This window comes from Microbacterium sp. LWH10-1.2 (assembly GCF_038397765.1).
In the GTDB taxonomy this organism is placed as follows: domain Bacteria; phylum Actinomycetota; class Actinomycetes; order Actinomycetales; family Microbacteriaceae; genus Microbacterium; species Microbacterium natoriense.
Window position 1 is genome coordinate 571,245 of record NZ_CP151638.1, and the last position, 16,459, is coordinate 587,703.

At 70.0% G+C, this 16,459-nt stretch carries 14 protein-coding genes and 1 tRNA gene; 8 read left to right on the forward strand and 7 right to left on the reverse strand.

Annotated features, from left to right (window positions below; genetic code table 11):
* Positions 1 to 40 precede the first annotated feature (40 nt).
* The 5 genes from MRBLWH10_RS02675 to MRBLWH10_RS02695 all read left to right on the forward strand — a co-directional run bounded on the left by MRBLWH10_RS02675 (position 41) and on the right by MRBLWH10_RS02695 (position 5,862).
* Positions 41 to 631 carry a short chain dehydrogenase gene (locus MRBLWH10_RS02675; RefSeq protein ID WP_341941539.1) on the forward strand — a complete coding sequence of 197 codons (591 nt, stop codon included), beginning with the start codon at positions 41 to 43 and terminating at the stop codon, positions 629 to 631.
* Positions 632 to 703: 72 nt separating this feature from the next.
* Positions 704 to 2,104 carry a cysteine--tRNA ligase gene (gene cysS / locus MRBLWH10_RS02680; RefSeq protein ID WP_341941540.1) on the forward strand — a complete coding sequence of 467 codons (1,401 nt, stop codon included), beginning with the start codon at positions 704 to 706 and terminating at the stop codon, positions 2,102 to 2,104.
* The gene (gene rlmB, locus MRBLWH10_RS02685) at positions 2,097 to 3,104 is read left to right on the forward strand and encodes a 23S rRNA (guanosine(2251)-2'-O)-methyltransferase RlmB (protein ID WP_105674013.1); all 1,008 of its coding nucleotides are present in this window, start codon (positions 2,097 to 2,099) and stop codon (positions 3,102 to 3,104) included. Before cysS ends, rlmB begins: the two co-directional genes overlap by 8 nt.
* Positions 3,105 to 3,115: 11 nt before the next feature.
* Entirely contained in the window at positions 3,116 to 3,757 is a 642-nt protein-coding gene (locus MRBLWH10_RS02690; protein ID WP_105674011.1) for an NAD(P)H-binding protein, read from the forward strand.
* Between the two features lie 203 nt (positions 3,758 to 3,960).
* Positions 3,961 to 5,862 carry a VaFE repeat-containing surface-anchored protein gene (locus tag MRBLWH10_RS02695; protein ID WP_341941541.1) on the forward strand — a complete coding sequence of 634 codons (1,902 nt, stop codon included), beginning with the start codon at positions 3,961 to 3,963 and terminating at the stop codon, positions 5,860 to 5,862.
* Positions 5,863 to 5,931: 69 nt separating this feature from the next.
* On the opposite strand, the gene MRBLWH10_RS02700 is transcribed toward MRBLWH10_RS02695, so the two are convergent.
* Together MRBLWH10_RS02700 and ugpC are read right to left on the reverse strand one after the other, a co-directional pair.
* Positions 5,932 to 7,239: a DUF4032 domain-containing protein gene (locus MRBLWH10_RS02700; RefSeq protein WP_105674007.1), complete on the reverse strand. Its 1,308-nt coding sequence runs from the start codon at positions 7,237 to 7,239 to the stop codon at positions 5,932 to 5,934.
* A gap of 86 nt (positions 7,240 to 7,325) precedes the next feature.
* A complete protein-coding gene (ugpC, locus tag MRBLWH10_RS02705) occupies positions 7,326 to 8,432 on the reverse strand; it encodes a sn-glycerol-3-phosphate ABC transporter ATP-binding protein UgpC (protein WP_105674005.1) in 1,107 nt (368 codons plus the stop codon).
* Positions 8,433 to 8,661: 229 nt separating this feature from the next.
* Here ugpC and MRBLWH10_RS02710 point away from each other — a divergent pair, with 229 nt between their 5' ends.
* The 3 genes from MRBLWH10_RS02710 to MRBLWH10_RS02720 all read left to right on the forward strand — a co-directional run bounded on the left by MRBLWH10_RS02710 (position 8,662) and on the right by MRBLWH10_RS02720 (position 10,751).
* Positions 8,662 to 9,615: a thioredoxin domain-containing protein gene (locus tag MRBLWH10_RS02710; protein WP_341942555.1), complete on the forward strand. Its 954-nt coding sequence runs from the start codon at positions 8,662 to 8,664 to the stop codon at positions 9,613 to 9,615.
* 40 nt (positions 9,616 to 9,655) lie between these two features.
* Positions 9,656 to 9,728, forward strand: a tRNA-Thr gene (locus MRBLWH10_RS02715).
* 69 nt (positions 9,729 to 9,797) lie between these two features.
* Positions 9,798 to 10,751, forward strand: a complete 954-nt coding sequence (locus MRBLWH10_RS02720; protein WP_341941542.1) for an aldo/keto reductase — start codon at positions 9,798 to 9,800, stop codon at positions 10,749 to 10,751.
* Here MRBLWH10_RS02720 and MRBLWH10_RS02725 read toward each other — a convergent pair.
* The 5 genes from MRBLWH10_RS02725 to MRBLWH10_RS02745 form a co-directional block, all read right to left on the reverse strand.
* Entirely contained in the window at positions 10,748 to 11,443 is a 696-nt protein-coding gene (locus tag MRBLWH10_RS02725) for a response regulator transcription factor (protein ID WP_341941543.1), read from the reverse strand. The two genes, MRBLWH10_RS02720 and MRBLWH10_RS02725, sit on opposite strands and share 4 nt — an antisense overlap.
* Positions 11,443 to 12,702 (reverse strand): histidine kinase, encoded by a 1,260-nt coding sequence (locus MRBLWH10_RS02730; RefSeq protein WP_341941544.1) that lies wholly within the window; start codon positions 12,700 to 12,702, stop codon positions 11,443 to 11,445. The genes MRBLWH10_RS02725 and MRBLWH10_RS02730 overlap by 1 nt, the downstream gene beginning before the upstream one ends.
* A gap of 9 nt (positions 12,703 to 12,711) precedes the next feature.
* A complete protein-coding gene (locus MRBLWH10_RS02735; RefSeq protein ID WP_341941545.1) occupies positions 12,712 to 13,524 on the reverse strand; it encodes an ABC transporter permease in 813 nt (270 codons plus the stop codon).
* Complete coding sequence (locus tag MRBLWH10_RS02740; protein WP_105675701.1) at positions 13,521 to 14,432, reverse strand: ATP-binding cassette domain-containing protein; 912 nt, start codon at positions 14,430 to 14,432, stop codon at positions 13,521 to 13,523. The genes MRBLWH10_RS02735 and MRBLWH10_RS02740 overlap by 4 nt, the downstream gene beginning before the upstream one ends.
* Positions 14,433 to 14,515: 83 nt before the next feature.
* Positions 14,516 to 16,309 carry a sigma-70 family RNA polymerase sigma factor gene (locus MRBLWH10_RS02745; protein WP_341941546.1) on the reverse strand — a complete coding sequence of 598 codons (1,794 nt, stop codon included), beginning with the start codon at positions 16,307 to 16,309 and terminating at the stop codon, positions 14,516 to 14,518.
* Positions 16,310 to 16,459 lie beyond the last annotated feature (150 nt).

Here is a 16,459-nt window from a genome sequence, read left to right on the forward strand (position 1 = left end):
CTCGTTGCCCGTTAGCGTGACCACGGCAGAAGGAGTCGAGTTGAAGATCCTCATCATCGGAGCATCAGGGCATGTCGGGCGTGCGGCGCAGGCCGCGCTGGAGGGGCACGAGATCATCGCCGCCTCCCGGAGCGGGAACCCCGCCGTCGACGTGACCGACCCGGCATCCATCGCGCGCCTGTTCGACGAGGTCGGCACCGTCGACGCCGTCATCGCGGCGGTCGGGAGCGTGCCGTTCGCCCCGCTGACCGAGCTCGGACGCGACGCGTACGAATCGGCCTTCCGGGGCAAGGTGCTCTCACAGCTCGACATCGTGCGGATCGGGACGCCCTTCGTGCGCGACGGCGGGTCCTTCACCCTCACCTCCGGCATCCTCGCCAGGGAGCCGATCGCGACCGGGGCTGCGGCATCCCTCGCCAACGGGGCGCTCGAGTCGTTCGTCCTCGGAGCGGCGCCTGAGCTCCCGCGCGGCATCCGCATCAACGCCGTCAGCCCGTCCGTGCTGGAGGACGCGCCGTCGTATCACTCGTCCTTCCCCGGATTCATCCCGGTGTCGTCGCACCGGGTGGGTCAGGCGTACGCGAAGAGCGTCCTGGGCGTGCAGACCGGGCAGGTCCTGCCGGTCGACTGAGGCCGCTCCACTCCGCGTGACGCATTGCGGCGCGCCCAGGCTTCGCGACGGCGCGCCCGGTAGGCTTGTGCGGTGACTCTCCGCCTCTACGACACCCGCGCACAGCTGCTGCGCGACTTCGTGCCTCTCGATCCCGAGAACGTCACGATGTACGTGTGCGGACCCACGGTGCAGTCTGGACCCCACATCGGGCACGTCCGCGCAGCGCTCAGCTTCGATCTGCTGCGTCGCTGGTTGTCGTACGACGGCACACGTGTCACGTTCGTGAGGAACGTGACCGACATCGACGACAAGGTCCTCGCGAACGCGACGGATGCCGAGCCCTGGTGGGCGCTCGCGTACCGGATGGAGCAGGAGTTCACGAGCGCGTACTCCGCGATCGGCATCCTCCCGCCCACGTACGAGCCTCGGGCGACGGCATCCGTCCCGCAGATGCAGGAGCTGATCTCGACGCTCATCGAGCGCGGACACGCGTACCCGGCGCCCGACGGCTCAGGCGACGTGTACTTCGACGTGCGCTCGTGGGCGGAGTACGGCTCCCTCACGAACCAGTCCGTCGATGCGATGGAGGCTGCGGCCGACGCCGACCCGCGCGGCAAGCGCAACCCGCAGGACTTCGCGCTCTGGAAGGGCGCCAAGCCGGGAGAGCCGGCGGACGCCACCTGGGCTTCGCCGTGGGGACCCGGTCGACCCGGCTGGCACATCGAGTGCTCGGCGATGTCGCGCCGCTACCTCGGCGACGCGTTCGACATCCACGGCGGCGGACTCGATCTGCGCTTCCCCCACCACGAGAACGAGCTGGCGCAGTCGACGGCTGCGGGCCTCGGGTTCGCGCAGTACTGGGTGCACAACGGTCTCGTGACCGTCGGCGGGCAGAAGATGTCGAAGTCTCTCGGCAACTTCACCCTGGCATCCGACGTGCTGAAGACGCACGAGCCGCTCGTGGTCCGTTACGCGCTCGCCGCCGCGCACTACCGGTCGAGCCTCGATCTCACGGACGCGTCGTGGGCCGAGGCCGAGGCGGCGCTCGGACGGATCGAGACCTTCCTGCAGCGTGCTCGGCGTCATGCCCCCGGCGATCTGGACGCGGCGGCGCAGCTTCCCGCAGCCTTCGTCGCGGCGATGGACGACGACCTCGGCGTCCCCCAGGCGCTCGCCGTCGTGCACGAGACGGTGCGCGCGGGGAACTCGGCACTCGACGCAGGACAGACGGACGCCGTGCTCGACGCCGCACGATCCGTGCTGGCGATGACGGATGTCCTCGGCCTCGGGCCGGGGGACACCGGGTCCGGGGGCGAGGGTGCCACGGCATCCGCTCTCGACGCGCTCGTGCAGACGATGATCACCCAGCGCGCCCAGGCGCGCGCTGACAAGGACTGGGCGGCGGCGGATCGCATCCGTGACGCGATCGCCGCCGCAGGAATCACGCTGGAGGACTCTCCGGCCGGAACTCATTGGAGTATCGATGGCTAAGCCAGGCAACCCCTCAGCGGGCAAGGGCAAGAAGAAGGGCCCGAGCAAGGGCACGGGCGGACTCGGACGGAAGGCCCTCGAAGGCCGCGGACCGACCCCGAAGGCGGAGGACCGCGCCTGGCACCCGGCGGGCAAGCGCAAGGCCGCCGCCGAGCGCTACGCCGCGTCCGGAGGCAAGGGAAGGCCCGGCCAGCGCCAGGCCGCTGGTGGGAACCCGAACCGCTCGGCGAGGGCGAAGGACAACACCACCGAGACCGAGTTCGTCACCGGCCGCAACTCGGTGCTCGAGGCGCTGCGCGCGAAGATCCCCGCGACGTCGTTCTACATCGCCCAGCGCGTGGAGATGGACGACCGCGTCAAGGAGATGCTGTCGATCGCCACGCACCGCGGCATCCCGGTCCTCGAGGTGACACGTCAGGAGCTCGACCGCATGGCCGGGTTCGACGGCGTGCACCAGGGCGTGGCCATCAAGGTGCCGCCGTACGAGTACGCGCACCCGCAGGATCTGCTCGAGAAGGTCATCAGCAGGGGGCAGGTTCCGCTGTTCGTCGCTCTCGACGGCATCACCGACCCGCGCAACCTCGGCGCGATCATCCGCTCGACGGCGGCCTTCGGCGGGCACGGCGTGATCCTTCCGCAGCGTCGCTCGGCCGGGGTCAACTCGGCGGCGTGGAAGACGAGCGCAGGAGCAGCGGCGCGCATCCCGGTCGCTCTCGCCACGAACCTCACGACCATGCTCAAGGAGTTCAAGAAGCAGGGCGTGTTCGTGCTGGGGCTCGACGGCGACGGCGACGTGATGCTGCCCGACCTGCAGCTGGCCGACCGCCCCGTCGTGATCGTCACCGGGTCGGAGGGCAAGGGGATCTCCCGCCTGGTCGCAGAGACCTGCGACCAGATCGTGTCGATCCCGATCTCGACCGCCGCCGAGTCGCTGAACGCCGGCATCGCGACCTCCGTCGCGCTGTATCAGGTCTCCACCACCCGCAACGCGAAGAAGTAGGAAGGCACCCCATGGCTCGCATCGTCGTCCTCGGAGGCACCGGCTACGCCGGTCGTCACATCGTCTCGGAGGCGGTGAGCCGCGGGCACGATGTGGTCGCCGTCTCGCGCTCCGTCCCGTCCGACCGGGTGGAGGGGGCCGACTACGTGCAGGGATCCGCTCTCGACCTCGCGTCGATCGCCGACGCCTTCACCGGTGCCGACGCGGTCGTCTCGGCGCTGTCGCCTCGCGGTGACATGGCCGACAGGGCGCTGGAGGCTCTCGCCAACGTCGTCGCGCAGGTCAGCGGAACCTCCACCCGTCTCGGCGTCGTGGGCGGTGCCGGCGGCAGCCTGGTGGCTCCGGGAGGCCCGCGTCTGTTCGACCTCGACTTTCCCGAGGAGTACAAGCACGAGGCGCAGGTCGGCATCGACTCCCTCGCGCTGCTGGAGGCGACGGATGCCGGAGTCGACTGGTTCTTCATCCACCCGGCCGAGGTCTTCGGCCCCTGGGCGGAGGGCGAGCGCACCGGCAGCTACCGTGATGGCGGCGACGTGATCGTGCGCGACGCGGAGGGCAAGTCGTACATCTCCGGTGCCGACTTCGCGGTCGCCGTGGTCGACGAGATCGAGCAGGGCAACCATCACCGCGAGCGGTTCACCGTCGGCTACTGACGCGTCGCCGCCGGGTCAGCGGGCGGCGCCCATTACGTGATCTGCGTCCTTTGACCCCCAGAGGGGGTCAGGAATCCTTCGTCCGTTGCTGTCCCCTGTTCGCCGCTCCCAGACTGATCGCGAGGGCTCAGTCAACGGGGGAGTCCTCTGTTCAGGGGAGAGTGCGCACTCGTGCGCCCGCGTGACAAGGATGCTGACCTATCGTGAAGAAGACCGCTTCGACTCATAAGACGAGAGCGGGGAGGGGCGCTGCGGCGCTGCTGCTCGCACTCACCGCTCTCATACCCGCCGCGTTCGCCGCACCAGCGGTCGCGGCGACCGACATCGCGCCGGGAGACCCGGTCTGGGTGGGGTCGGCTTCGCAGGGCTACTCGGGCACTGCCATCCACCCCGTGTACGTTCCCGTGCCGGCCGACACGGCCAACCCGGGGACGGCCGACTACTGGGCGTACTGCATCGAGCACGATGTCAGCCGCCGCACCGGCACCAGCGCGGTCGTCGGCGACTTCTCGTCTTATCTGGGGGCGAATCTCTTCACCGACCCGGCCGTTCAGGCGAAGGTCCACTGGGTTCTGACGCACTCCTATCCGGCGATCGACCTGGTCGCTCTGCAGACCGCCGCCGGAGTCACGAACCTCAGCGTCAGCGACGCCGTCGAGGCGACGCAGTATGCGATCTGGCGTTACACCGACCTGGGTTGGGATGCTGCCTGGGCCTGGGAGACCCCCAACTCCGAGGCGGTGTACTGGTACCTGGTGAACGGGGCCAACGCCGACCAGAATCAGACGCCCCCGACCACGGCGGACATCGATGTCTCCGTCGCCGGCCCTGCGGGCGCCGGAGCGGCGGGCTCGCTCTTCGGACCGTTCACGGTCTCGACGAACCAGGCCACCGCGGCCGTGACCTCGAGCCCCGCCCACGCGTTCACCGACGCGGCCGGGAGCCCGATCAATACGAACGCCGTCGTCGACGGTCAGCAGGTCTTCCTCGATCTGCGCGGCTCGACGGTCGCCGGTTCCGCCACGGTCACCGCGACGGTGGCAGGGGCCGACGGCACCGGTCTCGTCGTCTCGACCCCCGTCGTCGGCAGCACCACGCCCACGGCGGCGGCGCACCGTCAGTCGCAGATCCTCGTCGCGGCCTCGACTGCGACGACCTCGGCGTCGGCGCAGGGCGCCTGGGCCGCGGCCGCTGTTCCGGCCATCGGCACGACGCTGACGGATGCTGCGGATGAAGATCACATCCTCGCCTGGAACGGCGGCAGCCTGATCGACACGATCGCCTACACCGGACTGACCGTGGGCCAGCAGTACACCGTCTCCGGTGAGCTCATGCTGAAGGCGGATGCCTCCGCGACGGGTATCACGGGGGCGACGACCTTCACGCCGACCGCCGCAGACGGCACGGTCGAGGTCTCCTTCACGGTTCCGAGCGGTTACGCAGGGGAGTCCCTGGTCGCCTTCGAGGCGCTGTACGAGGGGTCGACGGCGACGGGCACTCCGCTCGCGGTCCACGAGGACATCGACGACGTGGACCAGACCGTGGCCGTGGAGGCGCAGCCTCTCGTCCCCGCGATCGGCACGACGCTCCTCGACGGCGCCGACCAGGACCACACCCTGGCCTGGGGCGGAGGAACGGTGATCGACACGATCGCGTACACCGGACTGACCCCGGGCGTGGAGTACACGGTCGCCGGTGAACTGATGCGCAAGTCCGACGGCTCTGCGACGGGCATCACGGCGACGGCGACGTTCACGCCGACCTCCTCGACGGGGAGCATCGCCGTGAGCTTCACGGTGCCCACCGGTTACGCGGGATCGACGCTCGTGGCGTTCGAGACCCTCTACCTCGGGGCGACGGCATCGGGAACCCCGGTTGCCGCGCACACCGACATCGAGGATGCCGCGCAGACCGTGGTCGTCGAGAAGCAGCCGGCGGCTCCTGCCGGTCCCTCGACCGGCTCGAACGGATCGACGGGTTCGACGGGAGGGCTCGCCGCGACCGGCGGAGCGCTGCCCGTGGTGCTGACGGCGGCGGGAGTCGTCGCGATCCTGCTCGGGACGATCGCTCTGATCCGCCAGCGCCGGACGCGCGACCAGGTCTGAGCACCTCCTGAAACGAGAAGGGCCGGTCGGTGACGAGACGTCACCGACCGGCCCTTCCGGTCTGCGCGGTCAGACGAGGTCGCGCCAGTCGACGTCGTCGTCCTCGTCGTCGGCGATGGGGGTGACCCCGGTGATCACGGGGAGGCTCATGGTCTCGGTCGGCGGACCCATGATGGTCGCCTCATCGCGCCGGTGCCTCAGGACCTCGTTGATGTAGCTCGTGAGCACCTCGGCGAGGGGGACCGACCGGCCCTGCGCCTGCGACAGGTACCACCGGTGCTCCAGAACCTGGTGGAAGACCTCCGCCGGCTCGAGCTTGGCACGCAGCTCGTAGGGGATGGCCCGCACGACGGGCTCGAAGACGCGCGTCAGCCACTCGTGCGCGTACATCTCCTCATCCGCCCACTGCTTGGTCGAGCGGGCGCGGAACTCGTCGAGGTCGTTGAGGAGGCGACGTGCCTGGTTCTCCTCGACGTCGAGTCCGGTGAGGCGGATGAGCCGACGCTGGTGGTGACCGGCATCCACGACCTTGGGCTGGATCTCCACGACGGTGCCGTCGGAGGTGGTCGACATCGACATCTCGTCGATGTCGAATCCGAGGGCGTTCAGCCGCTCCACGCGCTCGGTGATGCGCCAGGTCTCGGCCGAGGAGAACGACTCCTGGGCGGTGAGCTCGGCCCACAGCGAGCGGTAGGAGGACACGATGCCGTCGGCGATCGCGATCGCATCGACGCCCCGCTCCAGGCGCCCTCCGGCGGCGAGGTCCATGATCTCCCCGGCGATGTTCGTGCGGGCGAGGTCGAGGTCGTAGGCGCGCTGCCCGTCGGTGAGGCCCTCCTCGTGCAGTTCGCCGGTCTCAGCATCCACGAGGTAGGCGGCGAAGGCTCCCGCGTCGCGTCGGAAGAGGGTGTTGGAGAGCGAGACGTCGCCCCAGTAGAAGCCGACGTTGTGCAGGCGCACGAGCAGCAGGGCGAGGGCATCGACGAGCCGCGTGGCGGTGTCGGGGCGCAGCACGCGCGTGAACAGCGCGCGGTACGGCATGGAGAAGCGCAGGTGCGACGTCACCAGCGCCGCGGGGAGCGGCTCGCCATCGGCATCCGTCCTACCGGCGATGACCGCGACCCGGTCGACGCACGGGACGGCGAGGCGGGCGAGGTTGCCGAGCATGTCGTACTCACGCCGCGCCATCTCGTCGGTCGTCTCCTTGACCGCGACCACGCGCCCGGACAGATCGGCGAAGCGCACCAGATGGCGGGAGAGGCCCTTCGGGAGGGACACGATGTGCTCGGACGGCCACTTGGCCAGCGTGGTCGACCAGGGCAGCCCGAGCAGTCCTGGGTCCACGGTGCTGGCGGTGATGCGTAGAGCGTCCTGCATGGTTCTCCTGAGGGGGATGGATGCCGGGGGAAACGACGCGGCGCGGGGCGACCAGAAGGTCGACCCGCGCCGCGATGCTGCAGAACTCAGGAAGCCGAGACGACCGGCTTGTCGTTCAGACGCTCACCCGACTCGCTGTCGAACGCGTGCACGTGGCCCGCGTTCGCGGCCAGCGTGACGGTCTCGCCGGCGTTGGGGTGGCTGCGGCCGTCGACGCGAGCGACCAGGTCGGTGCGCTTGCCGTTGATCTCGGTGTGACCGTAGAGGTAGCCGTCTGCGCCGAGCTCCTCGACCAGGTCGACGACGACCGAGAGGCCCTTGCCGTCGGCCGGGCCCACGGTGATGTCCTCGGGACGCACGCCGACGGTGACCTGCGAGCCGTTCGCGCGGCCCACGGTGTCACGGTCGAGCGGGACGACCTCGGTGCCGAAGCGCACACCGCCCTCGGCCAGGTCGGCCGTGAAGAGGTTCATGGCCGGGGAGCCGATGAAGCCGGCGACGAACACGTTGTTCGGCTTCTCGTAGAGGTCACGCGGCGAGCCGACCTGCTGGAGCAGACCGTCCTTGAGGACCGCGATGCGGTCGCCCATGGTCAGAGCCTCGGTCTGGTCGTGCGTGACGTAGACGGTGGTGACGCCGAGGCGGCGCTGCAGCGACGCGATCTGCGTGCGGGTCTGGACGCGGAGCTTGGCGTCGAGGTTCGACAGCGGCTCGTCCATGAGGAACACCTGGGGCTGACGCACGATCGCGCGACCCATGGCGACACGCTGACGCTGGCCGCCCGAGAGCGCCTTCGGCTTGCGGGTCAGGTACTGCTCGAGGTCGAGGAGCTTCGCGGCCTCGAGGACGCGGGAGGCGCGCTCCTCCTTGCCGATGCCGGCGATCTTGAGCGCGAAGCCCATGTTCTCGGCGACGGTCATGTGCGGGTACAGCGCGTAGTTCTGGAAGACCATGGCGATGTCGCGGTCCTTCGGCGGGACGTCGGTGACGTCGCGCTCGCCGATGAGGATGCGGCCGGCGTTGACCTCTTCGAGGCCTGCGAGCATGCGGAGCGACGTGGACTTACCGCAACCGGAAGGGCCGACGAGGACGAGGAACTCGCCGTCTCCGACCTCGAGGTTCAGCTTGTCGACGGCGGGACGGGTGCCGCCGGGGTACAGGCGGGTGGCCTCATCGAAAGTGACAGATGCCATTGCATTTCTCCTTCACCGGCAGGTACGTGCCGGACGATCCGTAGTGATAGAGCGGCGGAGCGACCCGCCGTGACCCGTCGTTGGGTCGGGATCAGTATGACAGACAAACCCGCACCTGGGTATTTCCCAGACTGGCTGGTTAGCATCGAATCCGGCCGCGTCAGCGGCGATCGTCGCGTGAGGCGGCGTTCGGGGCCACCCTGCCCCCGTGAGACTGTCAAGAGGAACGATGTCGAGCGACGAGACGCCGAACGTCCCCACCCCTCGCAATTCGCGTGAGGCCGTGCGGGAGAAGGCACAGCAGGTGCACGCCCAGCAGTCGAGGGCGCGCCTGATGCGACGGATCATCATCGGAGCGGTGGCCATCGTCGCCGTCGGCGCGATCGGCACCGCCGTGACGCTCGCCGTGTCCGCGCAGGTGACCAAGCCGCAGCTGATGCCGAGCGGGCTCGAGGGCGACGGCATCCTCGTCTCCGACGTGACCGCGGCGACCGTGTCCAGCGACACCCTCGCGACGCCGAGCGCCGAGCCGTCCGAGGCGGGCACCGAGGCCGCTCCGACTCCGGAGCCGACCACCGCGAACACGGTCGACATCCACATCTACGTCGACTACCTGTCTCCCGACGCCGGGGTCTTCGAGCGCGCGAATGCCCGACAGCTCACCAACTGGATCACCCAGGGCGCGGCGACCGTCACCTACCACCCGGTCGCGCTGCTCACCGCCAGCTCGAACGGCACCAAGTACTCGCTGCGCGCGGCCGGCGCCGCAGCCTGCGTCGCGACGCACTCGCCCGCGCAGTTCTACTCGTTCAACCACGACCTCCTCGAGAACCAGCCCGAGGTCAACAGCGACGGGATCAGCGACTCCAAGCTCGCGGATGCCGCCGCCGCGGTCGGCGTGAGCAGCGCCAAGGCCGTGCGCTCCTGCATCGAGAACCAGGACTACGTGACCTGGGCGAAGGAGGCGACCTCGCGCGCGCTGGAGGGTCCGCTCGTCGGCTCCGACGACCTCGTCCTCACCGCCGCCCCGATGATCGTCGTGAACGGCGAGGCCTACGTCGGCGCTCTCGACGACCCGGCCGAGTTCTCGCAGTTCGTGTTGACCGTCGCCAGCGACGCCTACTACGAGTCGACCGCGACGCCGACGCCGACTCCCACCCCGACCGCCACCCCTGCGCAGTAGTTCGGCGCACCTCGCCGCCATCGCTAAGCTGGTGGCATCCGCCGACTTGGCGCAATTGGTAGCGCACCGTACTTGTAATACGGGGGTTACGGGTTCGAGTCCCGTAGTCGGCTCAGTTCACGGGGATCGCAACACGGCGTCACAGCGGAAATAACCGCCGCCCATCGCCGGTTGTGCCGAGCATGACCCGCATCGGAAACAGTGACCTCGACGTCTTCCCCCTCTCGCTCGGTGGCAACGTGTTCGGCTGGACCGCCGACCGCGACGCCTCCTTCGCCGTCCTCGACGCCTTCGCGGAGGGCGGCGGCGACTTCATCGACACCGCCGACGCGTACAGCGCCTGGGTGCCGGGCAACAGCGGTGGCGAGAGCGAGACGATCATCGGCGAGTGGCTCGCCTCCCGCAAGCCGGAGGGCGTCGTCGTCGCCACGAAGGTGAGTCAGCACCCCGACTTCCGCGGGCTCTCGGCCGCGAACATCCGCAACGCCGCCGAAGCCTCGCTGGGCCGCCTGGGCGTCGACGCGATCGACCTGTACTACGCGCACTTCGACGACGAGACCGTTCCGCTCGAGGAGACGGTGGGCGCTTTCGGGCAGCTCGTCGCCGACGGGCTCGTGCGTCACGTCGCCGTGTCGAACTACTCGGCCGAGCGCATCCGCGAGTGGGTGGAGATCGCACAGCGCACCGGCGTCGCCCTTCCTGTCGCGGTGCAGCCGCACTACAACCTCGTGCACCGCAACGACGTCGAGGAGAGCATCATCCCGGTGGCGGAGGAGTTCGGTCTCGGACTCGTCCCGTACTACTCCCTGGCGAGCGGATTCCTCACGGGCAAGTACCGCTCGACGGATGCCGACGGACAGGGGTCGCCGCGTGCCACGGGTGCCGCGAAGTACGCGACCGAGGCAGGTCTGCGCATCATCGACGCGCTGGAGGAGATCGGGAACGCGCACGGCGCCTCGATCGCGGCGACGTCGCTCGCGTGGCTGCGGGCGCAGCCCACGGTCGCGGCCCCGATCGCGAGCGCGAGCAGGGTGGAGCAGGTCGGCGATCTGCTCGCCGGCGCGCGGCTCGAGCTCGCCGCCGACGAGGTGGCGCTCCTGAACCGCGTCTCGGAGTGGACGCCCGCGCGCGCCTAGCTGCTCGGCGCCTCGGCATCGCCTCCGATGCCGAGGCGGTGGGCGAGGATCACCGCGTGGATCCGATCGCGTGCCCCGAGCTTCGACAGCACGCGGCTGACATGCGTCTTCACGGTGGACTCGCTCACGAAGAGCGCATCGGCGATCTCGGCGTTGCTGAGCCCCCGCGCGATCGCGAGGAAGACGTCGTTCTCACGATCGGTGAGGGCGCGGAGCATCTCGGCATCCTCCGCATGTGGTTCCTCGCTCTTCGACGCGCCCAGCTGCGGGGAGACGTGGTCGAGCAGCATCCGCGTGACCCGGGGCGACAGCGCCGCGTCTCCACGGTGCACCGCGCGGACGGCGGCGATCATCTCGTGGCGCTGGGCGTCCTTCAGCAGGAAACCGCTGGCTCCGGCGCGGATCGCCCCGAAGGCGTACTCGTCGAGATCGAACGTGGTGAGCACGAGCACGCGGGTGCCGGGATGATCGCGCACGATGGCCTCGGTCGCCGCGATGCCGTCGAGGCCCGGCATCCGGATGTCCATGAGGACGACGTCGGGCCGCAGCGCGGCGGTCTGGGCGATCGCCGTGCGGCCGTCGCCGGCCTCTCCGATCACGACGAGGTCGCTCTCCGCCTCGATCACCATGCGGAATCCGAGCCGGATCAGCTCCTGGTCATCGACGAGGAGCACGCTGATCTGCTCTGTCATCACTTCCTCTTCTCCGAATCGTCCGCTGTCCTGATGTCGAGCGGGATCGTCGCGCGCAACCGCCACCGGGAACCCTCCGCGCGACCGTAGTCGATGCGGCCCTGCACGTGCGCGACCCGCTCGGCCAGCCCCCTGAGCCCGAACCCCGACGGCGCGGTGGAGGGCACGGCTCCGTCGTTGACGATCTCGATCGTCACGTCGTCGGCGGAGTTCTCGACCCGCACGGCGATCGTCTTGGCCGTAGGGGCGTGCCTCATCGCGTTCGTCACGCCCTCCTGCACGATGCGGGAGACCGCGTGCTCGATCGCGGGGCTCAGCTCCGCGCTCCCGGAGGTGGAGAGGGTGACGGGGAAACCCGCCCGCTGCGCGTTCACCACCGTGTCGTGCGGAGCAGGTGCCGTGATGGGCGCCAGCGGCAGCGGAGCGTCATCGTCGCGCAGCACGCCGAGCATCGAGCGCATCTCGCCCAGGGCCGAGCGGGCGGTGTCGGCGGCGGCGGTCGCCGCGGCACGGGCGCGGGCGGCATCCGGCGTGGCCGCGGCTCCCTCCGAGAGGGCGACGATCACGGTGAGCGAGTGCGAGACGATGTCGTGCATCTCCCGGGCGATCCGTGCCCGCTCGGCGGCCGCAGCCAGTTGAGCCTGCTGGTCTCGTTCGATGAGCAGCTGCCGTGAGCGGTCGATGATCGCGGCGACGTAGCGTTTGCGGCCACCCACGTTGATGCCGATGAGTGTGCCGATGAGGGCGACCACCAGGTTGCCGATCAGCGCGTTCAGGGCGGTCTGGAGCGAGATCGCTCCGACCCCCGCCAGCCCTCCGGCGACGACGGCCAGACCGGCCAGCCCGTACCCGAGTCCCGCCCAGGCGGCGCGGGTCGACACGTACACGGCGAGGGAGTACGCCGCCACCGTGACCATGGGCGTCCCCCCGGGAGCACCGAGGAAGAGGAAGAGCACCTCGGCGGCGAACGCCGCCGCGAACGCGACGATCGGATGCCGGCGCCGGAAGAGCAGCGTGACGCAGGCGACGAGGACCGAGAGCGGGATCAGCACCGCGATGACGATCCCGAACGGCTCGGGGAGATCGGGGGAGGAGTCTCGGCTCGGAACGATCGAGACGAGCAGACAGAACAGGGCGATCAGCACATCCGCGAAGAGCGGGTGCCGTGCCCAGAAGCGGCGGAACAGCCCGGGAGGACGCGGCAGCCGCAGCCCGTCGTCCTCGCGGACGTCGGCGCTGCGGCTGCGCGTCTTCTTCACGGAGCGACTCTACGCGTCGCGAGTGCGCAGCACCGCCCAGGCGCCGAGCATGCCCGCGACGACCCAGCCGGCCAGCGTCAGGTAGGGCACAGGTCCCTCGAGCGTGGCGCCGTCGGGGAGGATCGCGCTCTGCGCGGCCGCGACGGGCAGGTAGGTCGCGGCATCCAGCACCCACTTCCACGTCTCGCCGGCGAAGGCGAAGAAGTTCGCCACGATCGGCAGCACGAACAGCAGACCGACCGTCGCCGCGATGGCGCCGGCGCCGGAGCGCAGGATGAATCCGAACGCCACGCCGATCAGGGCGAACACGGCCATGGCGAGCGACGAGACCAGGATCGGCAGGAGCGAGGCGGATGCGTCGGACCAGTCGATGCTCTGCTCGCGTCCGGAGACCACGACCGACACCGCGAGCGCAGCGGCGCCGAAGATGATCAGCGACGACACGAACAGGAACGCGGCGAGCACGGTGGCCTTCGCGGCGAGGACGGAGCCGCGCACGGGGTTGGCGGTGAGCGTCGAGCGGATCATGCCGGTGGAGTACTCGCCGGTGACCGAGATCGCGCCGAGGATGCCCGCGAGGAGCATCGTGAACTGGATCGGCATGACCACGGCGTTGATGGGGTCGAAGCCCGGAACGTCGATGGCCTGGGCGATGAGCATCGCGATGCCGATCGTGAGGACGGCGGTGATCGCGATCGACCACCAGGTCGAACGCACGGTCGCGAGCTTGATCCACTCGCCCTTCAGCGCGCGGAGGAACGTCAGGCGCTGGCCGGAGCTCGTGCGGACGGGAGCCGCAGGAGCGGCCTGGACGGCGGTCATGAGATCTCCTTGGTGCGGTACTCGACGGAATCACCGGTGAGCGCCAGGTAGGCGTCCTCCAACGAACCGGTGGTCGGGGTGAGCTCGTGCAGCGGGATGCCGCGATCAGCGGCGAGGTCGCCGATGCGGGATGCCGGGAGCCCGACGATGTCGAGGAGACCGGGCTCGGTGGTCACGATCTCGACCGCGGGACCGGCGACGGCCGCGGCGAGGTCGGCGGCGCGGGGGGTGCGCACGCGCACGGTGTTGGTCGTCCATGCGCGCACCAGCTCGGCGAGCGGAGCGTCGGCGAGGACCTGTCCGCGTCCCATGACGATGACGTGGTCGGCGGTCTGCGCCATCTCGCTCATGAGATGGCTCGACAGCAGCACGGTGCGCCCCTCGGAGGCGGCATGGCGGACGAACTGTCGCACCCAGCGCACCCCCTCGGGGTCGAGGCCGTTGACGGGCTCGTCGAGGATCAGGGTGTGCGGGTCGCCGAGCAGAGCCGAGGCGATGCCGAGCCGCTGCCCCATGCCGAGCGAGAACCCGCCCGCACGCTTGCGGGCGACGGGACCGATGCCGGCGAGATCGATGACCTCGTCGACCCGGGAGGAGGGGATGCCGTGCGTCGCGGCCATCGCCCGCAGGTGGTTCCGCGCCGTGCGTCCGGTATGGACGGCCTTCGCATCGAGGAGCACGCCGACCTCGGTCAGCGGCGCCTTCAGCTTGCGGTACTCGCGCCCGGCGATCGTCGCGCGGCCCGACGTCGGCTGGTCGAGACCGACGATCATGCGCATGGTGGTGGACTTGCCCGCGCCGTTCGGCCCGAGGAAGCCGGTGACGCTTCCCGGCTTGACCGTGAATGACACGTCCTGGACGGCGGTCTTGTCTCCGAACCTCTTCGTGAGGCCTTCAGCTGTGATCATGCCCTCCACGCTAGGCGGCGGCATCTCGACCTCGCGTCCTCCTCAGGTACCGTTCTCGGCGGCGGCATCCCCCGTGCGACGGACTACGGATCGACGATGTCGAACGTCATGTCCTCGGGATCAGGGCCCCACGGACCGAAGATCACGTCAGGGTCGTAGACATCGGCCGCATGCTCCTCCGGAGGCCCCCAGAAGCCGTCGGCGTCCAGGGCGCGGAAGGTGAACCAGTACCAGCCGACCGCATTCATGCGCAGCCGCTTGACCGCGTGCCCTGTCGCGTCGAGTGCGAAGACCGCCGTGTGCCCCTCCATCGTCGAGACGTAGATCCGCCCGTTCGCGGGACCCGTGGCCGAGATCACGATCCCGGTGGTGCTGGCCTCCTCGACCAGCATGTCCTCGAAACCCGTGAGCTCTTCGAACCCGGCCACGACGATGGGCAGCACGGTGAAGCTGCCCGTCGTGGCCGGCGACTGGTTCTCGGCGTCGAAGGACCAGGCGCGGTAGTCGTAGGTCCCGGCGGCGAGCTGGAGGGCGCGGGGCTCGAACGTCCAGGTGCCGTCCGCGGCGACGGGAGGTGTGTACCGTCGACCGTCGATCTCGACGGCGACGGCGGATCCGGGCGTCGCCGTGCCGGCCAGGGTCGGCGGAAGGTAGCCCGAGTACCCGGACGGAGTGGTGACACCGGGCGTCAGTCCGGGTGTCGGCTCCTCCGCCGGTCCGGGGGTCGTGCCGGGCGCGGTCTGCGGGCGATCGGGAGCCGTCGGCAGATCGGCGTCCGGATCGTTGACGAGATCGACGGAATCGATGGAGGGGTCGGCGTTGCGGCGACCGAGGGTCGGCGCGTGCGGGACCGTCGTCGGAGCCGACGACGGGAGTGCCTCCGTCCCCCCAGACCGCGGCCCTGCGGTCTGCGGGGCGGCGGCCACCGGACGCGCAGATGCTGCGTCGATCGCGGTGGGTGCCGCCTCCACCGGGGCACCCACCAGGATGGCCGCGAGGAGCAGTCCGCCGATCGAGAACGCGCCCACTCCGCCGGCGAGGAGGCTGGCCACCCCGAAGCCCGTCGACGCCGTGATGAGCGCTGCCGCTGCAGCCGTGCCGGGGGCCAGCGCGGAGCCCGACGGGATCGCGACGCCGAGGGCGCCGAAGCCGACGGCGGAGAGCGTGACGCCCTGCAGGCGGCGGGCGTCGCTGCGCAGGCTGAGCAGCAGCTCGCCGCATCGGACGCACGAGTCCACGTGGGCGGAGATCTCGGCCGTGAGCTCGGCATCGTCGGGCTCGGTGAGATGGCGGGGGAGGAGCCGCGCGACGTGATCGGGATCATCGCGCAGCAGCGCGGGGACCTGCTTCGTGAGCCACTGGAACCTCAGCCCCGATCGCGCCCTGCGATGGAGCGCGGATACGGCATTCGGTCTGATCCCGAGCTCCTTGGCGATCTCGGGGCGTGCGACGTCGGCGACCTCCGCCAGCCACAGCACGCGCTGCCAGCGCTCCGGCAGCTCCTGGAAAGCACCGAGGAGCTCGTTGGCGTCGGCTTCGCGCTCGACCAGGCTCAGGGCGTCGCGGAAGTCGATGCGATCGGCGTCGCCCGTCTCGTCGACGCGGTACGCCTCCGTGCGCCATCGGATCGCGATGTTGCGGATGACCGCCTTCAGATACGACCGGAACGCGAACTCCGGCCCCTTGTCGGTGGTCGTGACCTGCTGATAGATCGCGAGGAACGCCTCCGACACGAGGTCCTCGGCATGAGAGGGGAGCAGCCGCGACGCCTGCCGCAGGGCGGCGCCGATGTGCCGCTCCCACAGCACGACGTACGCATCGCGATCACCGTCGCGCAGGGCGCGGAGCAGTTCGGCGTCGCCACGAGAATCTTCCACGCTTTCCCTCCCAGAAAACGCACGCTCATTCCCCAGACGAGCAGACGATCGATCGATCGCTCGCGCCGGGTGGGCGACGGGCGGTCGATTGGACTTGTCCTCATGATACGAGTCGCGTGCGTCGGTGCAGCCCCGCCGGACGCCCCACGC

Excerpts from the sequence above, each read along its gene's own strand:
- rlmB (WP_105674013.1), top strand. The coding sequence starts at position 2,097 with ATGGCTAAGCCAGGCAACCCCTCAGCGGGCAAGGGCAAGAAGAAGGGC.
- ugpC (WP_105674005.1), bottom strand. The coding sequence starts at position 8,432 with ATGGCATCTGTCACTTTCGATGAGGCCACCCGCCTGTACCCCGGCGGC.
- MRBLWH10_RS02725 (WP_341941543.1), bottom strand. The coding sequence starts at position 11,443 with ATGACAGAGCAGATCAGCGTGCTCCTCGTCGATGACCAGGAGCTGATC.
- MRBLWH10_RS02735 (WP_341941545.1), bottom strand. The coding sequence starts at position 13,524 with ATGACCGCCGTCCAGGCCGCTCCTGCGGCTCCCGTCCGCACGAGCTCC.
- MRBLWH10_RS02710 (WP_341942555.1), top strand. The coding sequence starts at position 8,662 with ATGTCGAGCGACGAGACGCCGAACGTCCCCACCCCTCGCAATTCGCGT.
- MRBLWH10_RS02690 (WP_105674011.1), top strand. The coding sequence starts at position 3,116 with ATGGCTCGCATCGTCGTCCTCGGAGGCACCGGCTACGCCGGTCGTCAC.
- MRBLWH10_RS02740 (WP_105675701.1), bottom strand. The coding sequence starts at position 14,432 with ATGATCACAGCTGAAGGCCTCACGAAGAGGTTCGGAGACAAGACCGCC.
- MRBLWH10_RS02720 (WP_341941542.1), top strand. The coding sequence starts at position 9,798 with ATGACCCGCATCGGAAACAGTGACCTCGACGTCTTCCCCCTCTCGCTC.
- MRBLWH10_RS02700 (WP_105674007.1), bottom strand. The coding sequence starts at position 7,239 with ATGCAGGACGCTCTACGCATCACCGCCAGCACCGTGGACCCAGGACTG.